15 protein-coding genes are annotated in these 15,769 nt (G+C 64.6%); 4 read left to right on the top strand and 11 right to left on the bottom strand.

Features of this window, described 5'->3' with window-relative positions:
• Positions 1-51: 51 nt before the first annotated feature.
• Together hslV and hslU are read left to right on the top strand one after the other, a co-directional pair.
• Positions 52-594: an ATP-dependent protease subunit HslV gene (gene hslV, locus ABT375_RS03845; protein WP_201785510.1), complete on the top strand. Its 543-nt coding sequence runs from the start codon at positions 52-54 to the stop codon at positions 592-594.
• A 43-nt stretch (positions 595-637) separates the two neighbouring features.
• Entirely contained in the window at positions 638-1,939 is a 1,302-nt protein-coding gene (gene hslU, locus ABT375_RS03840) for an ATP-dependent protease ATPase subunit HslU (RefSeq protein WP_416464188.1), read from the top strand.
• Between the two features lie 106 nt (positions 1,940-2,045).
• On the opposite strand, the gene proS is transcribed toward hslU, so the two are convergent.
• The 3 genes from proS to phaR form a co-directional block, all read right to left on the bottom strand.
• Complete coding sequence (gene proS, locus ABT375_RS03835) at positions 2,046-3,572, bottom strand: proline--tRNA ligase (protein WP_416464187.1); 1,527 nt, start codon at positions 3,570-3,572, stop codon at positions 2,046-2,048.
• Between the two features lie 101 nt (positions 3,573-3,673).
• Positions 3,674-4,018, bottom strand: a complete 345-nt coding sequence (locus ABT375_RS03830) for a hypothetical protein (protein ID WP_416464186.1) — start codon at positions 4,016-4,018, stop codon at positions 3,674-3,676.
• A 4-nt stretch (positions 4,019-4,022) separates the two neighbouring features.
• Positions 4,023-4,613, bottom strand: a complete 591-nt coding sequence (gene phaR, locus ABT375_RS03825; protein WP_224546238.1) for a polyhydroxyalkanoate synthesis repressor PhaR — start codon at positions 4,611-4,613, stop codon at positions 4,023-4,025.
• On the opposite strand from phaR, the gene ABT375_RS03820 reads away from it, so the two are divergent.
• Together ABT375_RS03820 and ABT375_RS03815 are read left to right on the top strand one after the other, a co-directional pair.
• Positions 4,612-5,700, top strand: a complete 1,089-nt coding sequence (locus tag ABT375_RS03820) for an alpha/beta hydrolase (protein WP_416464185.1) — start codon at positions 4,612-4,614, stop codon at positions 5,698-5,700. The two genes, phaR and ABT375_RS03820, sit on opposite strands and share 2 nt — an antisense overlap.
• Before the next feature lie 47 nt (positions 5,701-5,747).
• Positions 5,748-6,920, top strand: a complete 1,173-nt coding sequence (locus ABT375_RS03815; protein ID WP_416464184.1) for an acetyl-CoA C-acetyltransferase — start codon at positions 5,748-5,750, stop codon at positions 6,918-6,920.
• A gap of 58 nt (positions 6,921-6,978) precedes the next feature.
• Here ABT375_RS03815 and ABT375_RS03810 read toward each other — a convergent pair whose 3' ends face one another.
• The 8 genes from ABT375_RS03810 to scpA form a co-directional block, all read right to left on the bottom strand.
• Complete coding sequence (locus tag ABT375_RS03810) at positions 6,979-7,128, bottom strand: DUF2256 domain-containing protein (protein ID WP_261934667.1); 150 nt, start codon at positions 7,126-7,128, stop codon at positions 6,979-6,981.
• Positions 7,129-7,141: 13 nt separating this feature from the next.
• A complete protein-coding gene (locus ABT375_RS03805) occupies positions 7,142-8,731 on the bottom strand; it encodes an MFS transporter (RefSeq protein ID WP_416464183.1) in 1,590 nt (529 codons plus the stop codon).
• An 81-nt stretch (positions 8,732-8,812) separates the two neighbouring features.
• Positions 8,813-9,184: a tRNA-binding protein gene (locus ABT375_RS03800; protein WP_416464182.1), complete on the bottom strand. Its 372-nt coding sequence runs from the start codon at positions 9,182-9,184 to the stop codon at positions 8,813-8,815.
• A gap of 10 nt (positions 9,185-9,194) precedes the next feature.
• Positions 9,195-10,094, bottom strand: a complete 900-nt coding sequence (locus ABT375_RS03795; protein ID WP_416464181.1) for a class I SAM-dependent methyltransferase — start codon at positions 10,092-10,094, stop codon at positions 9,195-9,197.
• 50 nt (positions 10,095-10,144) lie between these two features.
• On the bottom strand, positions 10,145-12,145 hold the full coding sequence (locus ABT375_RS03790) for a biotin carboxylase N-terminal domain-containing protein (RefSeq protein WP_416464180.1): 2,001 nt from the start codon (positions 12,143-12,145) through the stop codon (positions 10,145-10,147).
• A gap of 151 nt (positions 12,146-12,296) precedes the next feature.
• Complete coding sequence (locus ABT375_RS03785) at positions 12,297-12,536, bottom strand: hypothetical protein (protein WP_224546253.1); 240 nt, start codon at positions 12,534-12,536, stop codon at positions 12,297-12,299.
• Complete coding sequence (gene bioB, locus ABT375_RS03780) at positions 12,533-13,537, bottom strand: biotin synthase BioB (protein ID WP_416464179.1); 1,005 nt, start codon at positions 13,535-13,537, stop codon at positions 12,533-12,535. Before bioB ends, ABT375_RS03785 begins: the two co-directional genes overlap by 4 nt.
• Positions 13,534-15,687, bottom strand: a complete 2,154-nt coding sequence (gene scpA, locus ABT375_RS03775) for a methylmalonyl-CoA mutase (RefSeq protein WP_224546256.1) — start codon at positions 15,685-15,687, stop codon at positions 13,534-13,536. Before scpA ends, bioB begins: the two co-directional genes overlap by 4 nt.
• Positions 15,688-15,769 lie beyond the last annotated feature (82 nt).

Here is a 15,769-nt window from a genome sequence, read left to right as displayed (position 1 = left end):
GCGGCACAGCGTCCCATATGCCGCGTCATGAACGACCAAAGCAGCTCTTCCATGCCCGTCTGGCATGGCACCACCATCATGTCAGCCCGCAAGAATGGAAAGGTCGTCGTCGCCGGCGACGGCCAGGTGTCCATGGGCCAGACCGTGATGAAGCCCAATGCCCGCAAGGTCCGCCGCCTGCACGACGGCAGCGTGATCGGCGGCTTCGCCGGCGCCACCGCCGACGCCTTCACCCTGTTCGAACGGCTCGAAGCCAAGCTGGAGCGCCATAACGGCCAATTGATGCGATCCGCGGTCGAACTGGCCAAGGACTGGCGCACCGACAAATATCTGCGCAACCTGGAAGCGATGATGATCGTCGCGGACAAGGATGTCACCCTGATCCTGACCGGCAATGGCGACGTGCTGGAGCCGCTGAACGGCGTTGCCGCGATCGGTTCGGGCGGTAATTTCGCCCTCGCCGCCGCGCGCGCGCTGATGGAATATGAGGAAGACGCCGAAACCCTCGCCCGCAAGGCGATGGCCGTCGCGGCCGACATCTGCGTCTACACCAACGACCAGTTGACCATCGAAACGCTGGACAGCGCCGCCTAAACTAAAAAAGCCCCTCCCTTGAAAGGGAGGGGGGAGTCTTTTGATGAACGACAACCTGACCCCCAAAGCCATCGTCGCCGCGCTCGACGCACACATTATCGGCCAGCAGGACGCCAAGCGCGCCGTTGCGGTCGCGCTGCGCAACCGCTGGCGCCGCCAGCACCTGGCCGCCGATTTGCGCGACGAGGTGACGCCCAAGAATATCCTGATGATCGGGCCGACGGGCTGCGGCAAGACCGAGATCAGCCGCCGCCTCGCCAAGCTGGCCGACGCCCCCTTCGTCAAGGTCGAGGCGACCAAATTCACCGAGGTCGGCTATGTCGGCCGCGACGTCGAACAGATCGTCCGCGATCTGGTCGAGGAAGCTGTGCGGCTGGAGAAGGACCGCCGCCGCGAAGCCGTGCGCGAAGCCGCCTCCGAAGCCGCCATGGCGCGGCTGCTCGATGCATTGACCGGCAAGGAAGCGAGCGAAGCCACACGCCTCTCCTTCCGCCAGAAGATCGAAGCCGACCAGATGAACGAGGTCGAAGTCGAGGTGGAAGTCGCCGACAGCCCCTCCATGCCGATGGAAATCCCCGGCATGGGCGGACAGGTCGGCATGATCAACCTGTCCGACATGATGTCCAAGGCGTTCGGCCAGCAACAGAAGAAGCGCCGCAAGATGCGCGTCGCCGAAGCCTGGGACAAGCTGGTCGAGGAAGAGCAGGACAAGCGGCTGGACCAGGACGACGTCGCCCGCACCGCGATCACCAGCGCCGAGCAGAATGGCATCGTCTTCCTCGACGAGATCGACAAGATCGCGGTCAGCGATGTGCGCGGCGGCTCCGTCAGCCGCGAAGGCGTGCAGCGCGACCTGCTCCCGCTGATCGAAGGGACGACCGTATCGACCAAATATGGCCCGCTCAAGACCGACCATATCCTCTTCATCGCGTCGGGCGCCTTCCATGTCGCCAAGCCCAGCGACCTGCTGCCCGAACTCCAGGGCCGGCTGCCGATCCGCGTCGAACTCAAGGCGCTGACCGAGGAGGATTTCGTCGCCATCCTCTCCGATACCAAAGCCAGCCTCGTCGCCCAATATCGCGCGCTGCTGGCGACCGAGGAGGTGACGATCGACCTGACGCCCGACGGCATCCGCGCCGTCGCGAAGATCGCCGCCGACGTGAACAGCGAGATCGAGAATATCGGCGCCCGCCGCCTCCAGACCGTCATGGAAAAGCTGCTGGAGGATGTGAGCTTCGAAGCGGAGGACCGCTGCGGCGAAACGCTGGTGATCGACGCCGCCTATGTCGAGAAGCAATTGTCAGCGGTCGCCCACGACACCGACCTCAGCAAATATGTTCTGTAATTAGGCGAAAACGGGATGAGAGGGGAAACCATCCTCTCATCCCGCTCCGATTTACCAAATCTCCGTTCGCTCGGAACGAACGACCCACCGATTAAAAATCAGTTGCTCAGTAACTGCGCCCAACCAGCACGCGCTCCACGGCCTGCCCGCCGGTGAAGATACACGCGCCGTCCGCCGCGTCCGCATCCAGTGGCACGTTGCGCAGCGTCAGCTTCTCGCCCTTGAGCCACTGCACCACCTTCTCCAGCGCCTCGCCCGTCGGCCTGGCCCACTGGACCAGCGCCCAGCCGGGCCTGGCGCTGGCGTTGAAATAGGCTTTCAGCGCGTCTAGCGTGCCGATCGAGCGATCGATGCTGCCGTCCAGCCGGCCTTTGGCGTCGGCGAAGAGGGACGCCTGAATATCCTCCAGCATCGCGGTCGCGCCCGTCACGAAATCGCCCTTGGCGACGATCTGGCTGTCGAGCTTGCCATCCTCACGATAGAGGCGATCGCGGCGGATCACCGAAACATTGCCGCCCGCAACATCGCGGCCGCCCACTTCGATCACGATCGGCGCGCCCTTCTTCACCCAGCCCCAGCGCTTGGTCGCGGCCTTGGCGGGCCGCTTGTCGAGCAGCGCGCGCACCGGCTCGCGGAAGGCGTCCAGCTCATTGAGGGACGCCACCAGTTCGCCGCAATAATCCAAAATCGCGGCGTCCTCGTCATTGTCGCGCAGCATCGGCACGACGACGACCTGATAGGGCGCGACGCGCGGCGGGACGCGCAGGCCATCGTCGTCGCCATGCACCATGATCAGGCCGCCGATCATGCGGGTGGACATGCCCCAGCTCGTCGTCTGCGCCAGTTCCTGTTGCCCTTCGGCATTCTGGAACTTGATATTCTGCGCCTGGCTGAAAGTCGTGCCCAGGAAATGCGAGGTGCCGGCCTGCAACGCCTTGCCATCCTGCATCATCGCCTCGATCGAATAGGTCGCGACGGCGCCGGGGAAGCGTTCATTCTCCGGCTTCTCGCCCGCGACCACCGGCAGGCCGACGCAATCCTCGGCGAAGCTGCGATAGACTTCCAGCATCTTCATCGTCTCTTCCATCGCCTCATCGACGGTGGCGTGCGCGGTATGGCCTTCCTGCCACAGGAATTCGCTGGTGCGCAGGAACATGCGCGTGCGCATTTCCCAGCGCACGACGTTGGCCCACTGGTTGATGAGAACCGGCAGGTCGCGCCAGCTCTGCACCCAGCGGCTGAACGCCGCGCCGATCACGGTCTCCGACGTCGGCCGCACGACCAGCGGCTCCTCCAGCTTGGCTTCGGGGTCCGGCACCAGCTTGCCGTCCTTCTGGATCAGCCGGTGATGCGTGACGACCGCCATTTCCTTGGCGAAGCCGTCGACATGCTCGGCCTCCTTCTCGAAATAGGAAAGCGGAATGAACAGCGGGAAATAGCAATTTTCATGCCCCGTCGCCTTGATCCTGGCGTCGAGCGAGGTCTGGATGCGCTCCCAGATGCCATAGCCCCAAGGACGGATGACCATGCAGCCGCGCACGCCGCTTTCCTCGGCCAGGTCGGCCTCCGAAATGACGGCCTGATACCAGGCGGAAAAATCCTGTTCGCGGGTGACGGAAAGGGCGTGTTTCACGGGATCGAAAACCTGACGTAAAAAGGGAATGGCGCGCCATAAGCCAGAGGCGGCGTCCCTGTCGACCCCCGACGACAGGGCGCGTGCCGATCGGCAGCGCGTCAGGCGGTCGCCGCGCCCATCTCTTCCAGCCAGGCCTTCGCCTGCCTGGGTTCGCCGACCGCATCGGCCGCGGCGGGACCGCGCGCCGCCATGAAGCGCTGATGCAGCGCAAAGGGCTCCAGCCCCAGCGTATCGCGCATCCCGTCAATCTCGTCCGCCAGTTCGCCCAGCGCCGCTATGACGGGCGCGACGCGCGTGCGCGCGACCTTGTCCTTCTGATGGTCGAACAGGCCCCATTGCCCGTTCGCCGTCACCCGCAGGGCCGCGATCAACGCATCGCGATACTCAGCCTCCACCTCTTCGCGGCGGACGTCCAACCGTTCCAGCCTGTCCGCCTTCGCCATCGCTTCAGGTCAGCTTGTCGATCTTGGCGTTGAGCGCGGCGAGCTGGGCCTTGAGATCGTTGATCTCGTCGTCCTTGCTGCCATCGGTCGCCGCCGGCGCTGCGGCAGGCGGCGTCATGCCCGGGATACCCGGCATACCCGGCACCCCGTTGCCGAAGGCGCTGGCCGCCGCTTCGAACATCTGCATGTTGCGCTTGGCGATATCGGCCAACGGGCCGCCGCCAAACGCGCCCTTCATCGCTTCCTGGAACTGCTGCTGGTTCTTGCGGAATGCATCCATCGACGCTTCCAGATATTGCGGCACCATCGACTGCATGGAATCGCCGTACATCGCGATCAACTGGCGCAGGAAATTGACGGGCAGCATGTTCTTGCCGCGCTGTTCCTCTTCCATGATGATCTGGGTCAGGACGTTATGCGTGATGTCCTCGCCGGTCTTGGCGTCGACCACGGTAAACTCGCGCCCCTCGCGCGTCATCTGCGACAAAAGGTCCAGCGTGATATAACTCGAAGTTTCGGTATTATAGAGCCGCCGATTGGCGTACTTCTTGATGACGACCGGTTCCGATTCATTTGCGGTCTTAGATTTGGCCATGGATTCCTCTCCCACACCTGAACATCTCGCATTAGCACAGGGCGATGCCGCACCGCAACATGGACCGCGGCCTTTACCCCTTTTTCTCAATATTTTATGGCGCGAAACGCAGGACGATCCCGAACTTCGCCGCCGGGCGTTCGCGGGATTGCGCAAATATCAGGATGCAGCGCGTCCGCCCGCCCCGCCGCCGGCGCGTTGCGTCACCACCGCCGGCCCTGCCCGATTGCTGCAGCATGGTACGGAAAATGGCCGTTCTCCCGTGGTTTTCATCCCGTCTCTCATCAATCCGCCGCGCGTATTGGACCTGTCCGAAAGCAGATCCTTGCTGCGCCACATGGCTGCAGCAGGCCATGATGCGCATCTGGTCGATTGGGGCGCGCCGATGCCGCAAGATGCTAGGCTCGGTCTCGACGGCCATGTTACCGAGCGGCTGCTGCCGCTGTTCGCGGCTCTCCCCAGGCCGCCGATCCTGGTCGGCTATTGCCTGGGCGGCAGCCTCGCGCTCGGCGCAGCGACCATGGGCGCCTTTCCCGCCGTCGCGACCATCGCCGCGCCCTGGCGTTTCGACGCCTTTCCCGCCCCCGACCTGGACTTGATCGGGAGCCTGTGGAACGGCGCCCGCGCCATGAGCGAGCGGATCGGCTACGTCCCGATGGAGGTGCTGCAATCGGGCTTCTGGGCCATGGACCCGGCGCGCACCATAGGCAAATATGCGGCTTTCGCCGACATGGAGGCCGGGTCCGACGCCGAGCGCGCCTTCCTCGCGGTGGAGGACTGGGCCAATGGCGGCGCGCCGCTGACCTTCGCGGCGGGGCGCGACCTGTTCGACCATTTCTACGCCGGCAATGTCAGCGGACGCGGCCAATGGCGCATCGACGCGCGCACCGTGGACCCGACCGCGCTCGATTGCCCGACCCTGTCGATCGTGTCGACCAGCGACCGCATCGTGCCCGCCGCCGCCGGCCCTCGCTTGCGCGAAGAGCGCAGCCTTTCGCTCGGCCATGTCGGCATGGTCGTGGGCGGACGCGCCCGCGAAACGCTTTGGGAACCGCTGTCCCACTGGCTTTTCAGCCATGGCGGTTGATGCTATTGCGCCTGCGAAAACAACCACTGGAATCGAGGATCAAGCCTTTGTCAGACATCGTCATCACCGCCGCAAAGCGCACTGCCGTCGGCAGCTTCATGGGCGCCTTCGGCTCGACCCCCGCGCACGAACTGGGCCGCCAGGCGATCATCGCCGCGCTCGCGCAGGCCGGCGTCGCGCCCGATGAAGTGGACGAAGTGATCCTGGGCCAGGTGCTGACCGCCGGCCAGGGGCAGAACCCCGCACGGCAGGCCGCGGTCAACGCCGGCATCCCGGTCGAGCGGACCGCCATCGGCCTCAACCAGTTGTGCGGTTCGGGCCTGCGCGCCGTCGCCCTCGCGGCACAGGCGATCCGCGCCGGCGACGCCAGCATCATGGTCGCGGGCGGCCAGGAAAGCATGTCGCTCGCCCCCCATGCGCAATATCTGCGCGCCGGCAGCAAGATGGGCAATGTCAGCCTCATTGACACGATGATCCATGACGGTCTGACCGACGCCTTCAACAATTATCATATGGGCATCACGGCCGAAAATCTGGCCGAGAAATACCAGATCAGCCGCGAAGCGCAGGACATCTTCGCCGTCGCCAGCCAGAACAAGGCCGAAGCCGCGCGCGCATCGGGCCGCTTCGCCGACGAAATCGTGCCGGTCACGATCAAGGGGCGCAAGGGCGACACCATCGTCGATCAGGACGAATATATCCGCGCCGGCGCCACCATCGAAGCGATGGAAAAGGTCAAGCCCGCCTTCAAGAAGGACGGCACCGTCACCGCCGCCAACGCCAGCGGCCTCAATGACGGCGCCGCCGCGCTGGTGCTGATGACCGCCGATGCCGCCGCCAAGCGCGGCGCGACCATCCTCGGCCGCATCGCCGGCTTCGCCACCTGCGGCGTCGATCCGGCGATCATGGGCATCGGCCCGGCCCCGGCCAGCCGCAAGGCGCTGGAAAAGGCCGGCTGGTCGGTCGCCGACCTCGATCTGATCGAAGCCAATGAAGCCTTCGCCGCGCAGGCGCTGTCGGTCGGCCAGGAACTGGGCTGGGATGCGGAGAAGGTCAACGTCAATGGCGGCGCGATCGCCATCGGCCACCCGATCGGCGCGTCGGGCGCGCGCGTGCTGACCACTCTTCTCTACGAAATGGCCAAGCGCGACGCGAAGAAGGGCCTCGCCACCCTCTGCATCGGCGGCGGCATGGGCGTCGCCATGTGCATCGAGCGCTGATCGCGTCCTGAGTTACCAAAAGGCCGCCGCTCTTGACGGAGCGGCGGCCTTTTGCCTGTCAGCCCTTCCTGGCTGCGGCCCGGCACCGGTCTGAACAATAGACCACATTCTCCCAGTCACGCTCCCATTTCTTCCGCCAGGCGAAGGTGCGCTGGCAGACCGGGCATGTCTTGGTCGGCAGATCCCGTTTGGCGACCCCGCTTGGCATCGTTCCAGTCCCTTCAGGCGTCGAGCGATCGGTCCTTCGTCTCCGGCAGCGCGACCAGACAAGTGACCAGCGCCAGCGCCACGATCGCCAGCGTATACCATAGCCCGGCATAGGGATTGCCCGTCCGCGCGACGATATATTGGCTGACCAGCGGCAGGAACCCGCCGAAATAGCCGGTCCCGATATGATAGGGGATCGACAGCGAACTATAGCGGATGCGCGCCGGGAAATATTCCGACAGAAGGGCCGCGACCGGCCCATATGTCGCGCCCGACAGCGTCCACAGCAACAGCAGCGCTGCGAACACCATCATCGCGCGCGGCCAGTCCGGCGTCACCGCGCCGAAATCATAACCCCGCCGTTCCAATGCCGCATCAAGCCCCTCCGCGCTCAGGTCGCCGACCGCCACCCCGCCGATCGCCACCGCCGGCGTCGCGCCATCGCGCTTGTCATAGGGAATGCCACGCTTGGAAAAATGGTCGAGCAGCTTGCCGCACGCCGTCGGCTGCACCTTGGCGAAGGGATCGAACCGGCAATCGGGACCGCTCACCACCACCGGCGCGCGCTGCGCCGCCTGCGTCAGCGCGGGGTTCGCGGTCGCGCCCATGAACTGATAGAGCGGCAGCGCCAGCAGCAGCACCAGCGCATAGCCGATCACGATCGGCTTCTTCCGCCCGATCCGGTCGGACAGCCAGCCGAAGAAGATGAACGCGCCCATGCCGATGAAAGCGCTGCCACCGACCAGCAACTGCGCCACCCCCGCCGCGACATGCAGGCCGTTCTGCAAAAAATAGAGCGCCTGGAACATCACCGTATAGGCGATGACGGTGAAGCCCGCCGCGATGCCGATCATCGCCACGAACATCCGCTTCCTGTTGCCCGGCGCGGTAAAGGCTTCCCGGATCGGGTTCTTCGCCTGCGTGCCCGCCTTCTTCATCGCCAGGAACACCGGACTCTCGCGCAGCATCAACCGCATCCACAGTGAAATCGCCAGCAGCACCAGCGACAGGACGAAGGGGATGCGCCATCCCCACGCGTCCCACGCCGCCTGGCCGACGATCGCCTGCGTGCCGACCACGACGATCAACGACAGGATGAAACCGCCGATCACGCCGGCCTGGATGAAGCTGGTATAAAATCCCCGCTTCCCCGCCGGCGCATGTTCCGCGACATAGATTGCCGCCCCGCCATATTCGCCGCCCAGCGCCAGCCCCTGCGCGATCCGCAAGCCGATCAGGATGATCGGCGCCGCTATCCCGATGCTCGCGGCGGACGGCGTCAAACCGACCCCCGCGGTCGCGAGGCCCATCAGCACGATGGTCGCCAGAAACGTATATTTCCGCCCCAGTCGGTCGCCCAGATAGCCGAACAGCATCGCCCCGATCGGCCGGAACGCGAACCCGATGGCGAACCCCGCCAGCGTATAGAGCAGTTCGACGGTGGGATTGTCGGTCGGGAAGAAGGTCCGCCCGATGATCGGCGCCAGCACGCCATAGATGTAGAAATCATACCATTCGAACACGGTGCCGAGCGCCGACGCGGTAATGACCAGCCGGTCCCGCTTGGCATCCATCACATAATCGCTGCCGACCATGTCGGTCATTCCGCCCTCTCCCACCGTTCGCTTTCCTCTATGCGGAAGGGAGTGGCCGTCCGACAAGCGCGGGATGACGGGACGCGGAAATTAAAATAGTCGCGATCCGTTGGGCACCGGCCTGTCCGGCGCGAACAGCATCACCGCCCCTGTCTCATCGGCAAAGCCCAGCGTCAGCACCTCCGACATGAACGTGCCGATCTGGCGCGGCGGGAGGTTCACCACGGCGGCGACCTGTCGCCCCGGCAAGTCCGCCAGCGCATGGTTTTCGGTGATCTGTGCGCTGGACCGCTTCTGTCCAATTGCCGGACCGAAATCGATCAGCAGCTTGTAGGCGGGCTTGCGCGCCTGCGGATAAGGCTCCGCCGACAGGATCGTCCCGATCCGGATGTCGACCTTCAGGAAATCGTCGAAGCCGATCATGGCGCCGGCGGGCGCGGCCGGGTCGTGGGTCAGGTGCATTGATCGCCCCTCACAGCGGGTTGATGGCCGACCATATCCAGGCGGCGGCCGGAAAGTCCACCGCACCGTCCTGCAACCGCGCCCGGCAGACCGCCTCTACCTGCGCGACCAGCCCCGCCCGATCCTGCGGCACGGCGGCCTTGAGCGCGCGTGCTGCCGGGCCGATCCGGCTAAAGAAATCGACTGCATCCGCCACAGGATCTGGGCCAGCCCCGGCGCGATAGGCGAAGTCCACCGCCCGCGCCCTGACGTCGGCCCATCCCGCTTCGTTCAGCAAAGCCTGGACGAACGCCTCGTCGGCAAAGGCGAAGGGACCGGGTTCATAGCCGGCCGGAGGCGGCGCGCTGCCCGACAGCGCCGTCATCAACTCGCGCGCCCAGCCATTGAGCGCCGCACCGCGGAAACAGGAAAAAACGAGCCGTGCGCCCGGTCGCGCCGCCGCGCGCATCCCGGCGAAGGCCGCCACCGGATCGTCGAAGAACATCACGCCATGGCGCGACACCAGCAGGTCGAACGGACCGGCCTGCCCGATCGCCACTTCCACCGGCGCGGCGAGAAACCGGCAGTTGGGCAGGCCCGCCGCCCGCTCCTGCGCCACAGCGACGAGGGCCGCGGAAATGTCGAAGCCGGTGACGTTCGCCCGATCATTGGCCCTGGCCGCCGATATCGCCGTGCCGCCTGCGCCGCAGCCGATATCGGCAACCGCGACCGGCGCACCGTCCATGGCCTCCCGGATCGTCCGATCCAGTTCCATCGACAGTGCGGCAAAGCTGCGGTCCGTGCGCTGCCACTCCCGCGCCCAGATGTCGCCATTGGCGCCGGCCCATGCGGCCCCATCGGTGCGGACCGTAGCGGACCGATCACCATGGTCGGATGGTGGCCTGTTCGATGTCTCGTTCGTCGTCATCATTCCCGCAAAGCGGAAATGATAACGACAATCAAGATCATAGTGCTAACAGGTCATTCCATTTCCAGAATGATCGCGTCGACCGGCAGGCTTTCGCCCTGCGCCGCCGACACGCTCTTGACCGTGCCCGCCTTCTGCGCGCGCAGGATATTTTCCATCTTCATCGCTTCGATCACCGCCAGCGGCTGGCCGGCTTCGACCTTGTCGCCCGCCGCCACATGCAGCGCGACCAGCAGGCCTGGCATCGGGCAGATCAGGAAGCGGGACAGGTCTAGCGGGATTTTTTCGATCATATGCTGCGCGTGCGGCGCGGCATGGGCGGGCAGGATGCGCAGGCGGTGGCTGGCCCCATGCGCCGTCAGCAGGAAGCCCGACCGCACCGGCGCGATCCGCACCGCCAGGTCGTCTTCGCCGAACTCCGCCTCGATCAGCCGATCGCCCGGCGTATATTCCAACGCCATGTCGATCGCTTCGCCGTCCACGCTGACCTCATCGCCGTCGATCACCACATCATGGATCGCGTCCCCGATCTTGACCTGCCAGCCGGTCGGCGGGCTGAGCCGCTTGCCCAACTGCCCATCGATCCGCCGCGCGCGATCCGCCTGCGCCATGGCCGCGAACGCGCCGATCGCCGAGAGCCGGACCAGCAGTTCGGGCGACGCAGGCGCCCCCTGGAACCCGTCGGGATATTCCTCCGCGATGAAGCCCGTCGTGATATTGCCCGACCGGAACCGCTCATGCTGCATCAGCGCGGACACGAAATCGATATTATGCCCCGGCCCCTCGATCTCGAACTTGTCGAGCGCCTCGATCTGCTTGTCGATCGCTTCGAGGCGCGTGGGCGCCCAGGTGATCAGCTTGGCGATCATCGGGTCGTAGAACATCGACACTTCGCCGCCTTCCTCCACGCCGTCATCGACGCGGATCAGCGCGCCGCTTTCATCCGTGCCCGTTTCGGGCGGATTGTAGCGGATCAGGCGACCGGTCGATGGCAGGAAACCGCGATAGGGATCTTCGGCATAGATGCGGTTCTCGATCGCCCAGCCGTTGATCTTGACGTCCGCCTGCTCGAACGACAGCGGCTCGCCATTGGCGACGCGGATCATCTGTTCGACCAGGTCGACGCCGGTAATTTCCTCGGTGACGGGATGCTCGACCTGCAAGCGGGTATTCATTTCCAGGAAGTAGAAGCCGTCGCCGGTCTTGTCCTCACCGCTGACGATCAGTTCGACCGTCCCCGCGCTGAAATAGCCGACCGCCCGCGCCAGAGCGACGCACTGCTCGCCCATTTTCTTGCGCATTTCGGGAGACACGAACGGCGACGGCGCTTCCTCGACCACCTTCTGGTGGCGGCGCTGGATCGAACATTCGCGTTCGTTCAGATAGACGATGTTGCCATGCTGATCGCCCAGCACCTGGATTTCGATATGACGCGGGCTTTCGATGAACTTCTCGATGAACACGCGGTCATCGCCGAAACTGTTCAGCCCCTCGCGCTTGGTCGCCTCGAACCCTTCGCGGACATCCTGCTCGCTATAGGCCAGCCGCATCCCCTTGCCGCCACCGCCGGCCGACGCCTTCATCATCACCGGATAGCCGATCTCGTTGGAGATACGGACGGCATGTTCGGTGTCGTCGATTACGCCCACAAATCCGGGCACGACATTGACGCCCGCTTCCAGCGCCAGCTTCTTGGACTCGATCTTGTCGCCCATCGCCGCGATCGCATTGGCGGGCGGCCCCACGAAGATGATGCCCTCCGCGTCCAGCGCCTTACGAAAACTCTCCCGTTCCGACAGGAAGCCATAGCCCGGATGCACCGCATCGGCGCCGGTCTGCTTGCACGCTTCGATGATCTTGTCGGCGATCAGATAGGATTGGGCAGCGGGCGACGGGCCGATATGCACGGCTTCATCGGCCATCAACACATGCGGCGCGCGCGCATCGGCATCGGAATAGACCGCGACGGTCTTGATGCCCATCTTCTTGGCCGTGCGCATGACACGACACGCAATCTCGCCACGGTTCGCGATCAGGATCTTGGTGATTGCCATTCTACTTCCTGTCCCAGTCCTTATTCAGTTCCTCTCACCCCGTTCGGGCTGAGCCTGTCGAAGCCCCGTTCTTCACTTCGAAGAGAAGTGCAGCCCTTCGACATTTCAACGAGACAAGCGGCTCGTTGAAACAGGGCGAACGGGTGTTGATCTATTGCTTATCCACTCCCGAGAGCCGGGCCTTGAAATAGGCAAATGTAAGTCCAGTAAAAATGAGGAGCGACAGCACTCCGGTAATAGCTGGCGATACGCCATCGCAGTCCGCCGGAGCGTCCAGTCCCATCCCGCAATTACCGATGGCCGCCAATAGAATGACAATCATCGCGATCAGCCAGTAGGCTATGCCGAGCACCACAAAGAGTCCGATCTTCATGGCGCTCGGCTTGTTCACTCAGCCGCCTCCATCGCAACCTTCACCTCAGCCTGCATCGGCACCACGCCCAGCTTGGCAAACAGCGTCGCATCCGCATTGTCCCCCGCGTTCGCCGTGGTCAGCAGTTTGTCGCCGGTGAAGATGCTGTTCGCGCCGGCCATGAAGCACAAAGCCTGGCAGCTATCCGACATGCTCTCGCGGCCCGCGGACAGGCGCACCATGGATTCCGGCATCACGATCCGCGCCACGGCGACCGTGCGCACGAACTCGATCTCGTCAATCTTCGCGAGCGGCGTGTCGGCCAGCATATCGCCCAGCACCGTGCCCTTCACCGGCACCAGCGCATTGATCGGCACGCTTTGCGGATGGGCGGGCAGCACGGCCAGCGCATGGAGGAAGCCGACGCGATCCTCGCGCGTCTCGCCCATGCCGACGATCCCGCCGGAACAGACGTTGATCCCCGAATTGCGGACATTCTCCAGCGTTTCCAGCCGGTCGTCGAACGTCCGCGTCGTAATCACCTTCTCATAATGTTCAGGCGAGGTGTCGATATTATGGTTGTAATAATCGAGGCCCGCATCCGCCAAAGTCTTGGCCTGCCCCTCGCTCAGCATGCCCAAAGTCATGCAGGTTTCCATGCCCATCTGACGCACGCCCTTCACCATCTGGACGATGGCGGGCATGTCCCGCTCCTTGGGGTTGCGCCACGCCGCGCCCATGCAGAAGCGCGAGGAGCCTGCGTCCTTCGCCTGCGCCGCCGCCTGCATCACCGCCTGCACGCTCATCAGCTTTTCAGCCTTCAGCCCGCTTTCCGCCGATGCCGACTGGTTGCAGTAACCGCAATCCTCAGGACAGCCGCCCGTCTTGATCGACAGCAAAGTGGACAGTTGCACCTCGTTGCGCGGGAAATTCGCGCGATGGATCGTCTGCGCCTCGAACATCAGGTCGTTGAAGGGCAGGTCGAACAGCGCGGCGATTTCCTCGCGGGTCCAGTCGGTGCGGGCAATGGTATCGGTCATGCGGCTTCCTCGATCCCCGCAGGGGGCATGTTGTGGCCGAGCAGGCGCAGCACATCGGCGGCGCACTCCACGACATTGGAACCCGGCCCATAAATCCCCTGGACCCCCGCGTCACGAAGATAGTCATAGTCCTGCGGCGGGATGACGCCGCCCGCAATCACCTTGATGTCGGTCCGCCCCGCCTCGCGCAGCTTCGCGATCAGTTCGGGGATCAGCGTCTTGTGCCCCGCCGCCAGGCTGGACGCGCCGACCACATCGACCCCGCTGTCCAGCGCCAGCACCACCGTTTCATCGGGCGTCTGGAACAGCGGTCCGGACACCACGTCGAACCCCAGATCGCCAAAGGCGGACGCGATCACATTGGCGCCCCGGTCATGCCCGTCCTGCCCCATCTTCGCGACGAGGAGTTTGGGCTTGCGACCGAGGCGCCGCTCGACGGCCTGCACGCCGTCAAGTACCTGTTGCCAGCGGCTGTCGCCGGCATAGGGCGCGGCATAGACGCCCTTCACCGGCGTCGGCTGCGTACCATAGCGGGCGAAACTGTCTTCCATGGCGGCGGATATTTCGCCCAGCGTCGCACGCGCGCGGGCGCATTCGACGGCGAGGGCGAGGAGGTTGTTCTCCAGGCTCGCGGGCGCCGCGGCGCCGTCGCGCAGCGCCTGCAACGCCGCTTCGCATCGGGCGCTGTCGCGCTCCGCCTTCACCTTGTTGATCCGGGCGATCTGCCCTTCACGCACCGCCGCATTGTCGATGTCAAGCGTTTCGAGCAGATCCTCGTTCGCAAGCCGATATTTATTGACGCCCACGATCACGTCGTCGCCACGATCGACCCGCGCCTGTCGCGCCGCCGCCGCCGTCTCGATCATCGCCTTGGGCCAGCCGGCCGCGACCGCCTTGGCCATGCCGCCATCGGCCTGCACCTTGTCGATGATCTCCTGCGCGGCGTCGACCAGTTGCTGGGTCAGCGCCTCGACATAATAGGAGCCGCCCAACGGGTCGACGACATTGCACATGCCGGTTTCTTCCTGGATCACGATCTGCGTGTTGCGCGCGATCCGGGCGGAAAAGTCGGTGGGCAGCGCGATCGCCTCGTCCAGCGCATTGGTGTGCAGCGACTGCGTCCCGCCCAGCATCGCGGCCATCGCCTCGATCGTAGTGCGCATCACATTGTTATACGGATCCTGCTCGGTCAGCGACACGCCAGACGTCTGGCAATGGGTCCGCAGCATCTTGGACCGCTCGTCCTTGGCCCCCAGCGTCGTCATCGCCCGGTGCCACAGCACCCGCGCGGCGCGCAGCTTGGCGATCTCCATGAAGAAGTTCATGCCGATCGCGAAGAAGAAGCTCAGCCGCCCTGCGAACTTGTCGATGTCCAGGCCCGACGCCACGCCATATTTCACATATTCCATGCCGTCGGCGATGGTGAAGGCCAGTTCCTGCACCTGCGTCGCGCCGGCCTCCTGCATATGATAGCCGGAGATGGAGATGCTGTTGAACTTGGGCATTTCCCGCGAGGTGTAACCGAAAATGTCGGAGATGATCCGCATCGAGGGTTCGGGCGGGTAGATATAGGTGTTGCGGACCATGAACTCCTTGAGGATGTCGTTCTGAATGGTCCCGTCGAGCAATTTGCGGTCGACACCCTGCTCCTCGCCCGCGACGATGAAGAAGGCGAGGATCGGGATCACCGCGCCGTTCATCGTCATGGACACCGACATCTTGTCGAGCGGGATGCCGTCGAACAATATCTTCATGTCGTCCAGCGTATCGATCGCCACGCCCGCCTTGCCGACGTCGCCGGTGACGCGCGGATGGTCGCTGTCATAACCGCGATGGGTGGCCAGATCGAACGCGACCGACAGCCCCTTCTGCCCCGCCTTCAGGTTGCGATGGTAAAAGGCGTTGGAGGCCTCGGCGGTCGAAAAGCCCGCATATTGCCGGATGGTCCAGGGACGGCCGGCATACATGCTGGCCTTCACCCCGCGCGTGAAGGGCGCAAAGCCGGGCAGGCCCGGATCGACGGCGACATCCTCGGCCGTGTAGAGCGGCTTGACGGCGATCCCTTCCGGGGTCTGCCACGTCAGATCCTTGCCCTTCACCTCCTTGGTGGCGGCGGCGGTCCAGTCATCCAGCGTCGGCTTTTCGGTCATTGCAATCTTAGTCCCTGTCACCAACATCCGTTCGATTCGAGCTTGTCGAGAACGGGCCTGGCATGTTGTTCTCGACAAGCTC

The sequence above is a fragment of the Sphingomonas sp. VDB2 genome (genome assembly GCF_047946695.1).
Taxonomy (GTDB): Bacteria; Pseudomonadota; Alphaproteobacteria; order Sphingomonadales; family Sphingomonadaceae; genus Sphingobium; species Sphingobium bisphenolicum.
Note: the sequence above shows the minus strand (reverse complement) of the source record. Positions and strands in the feature narration are given on the sequence as shown.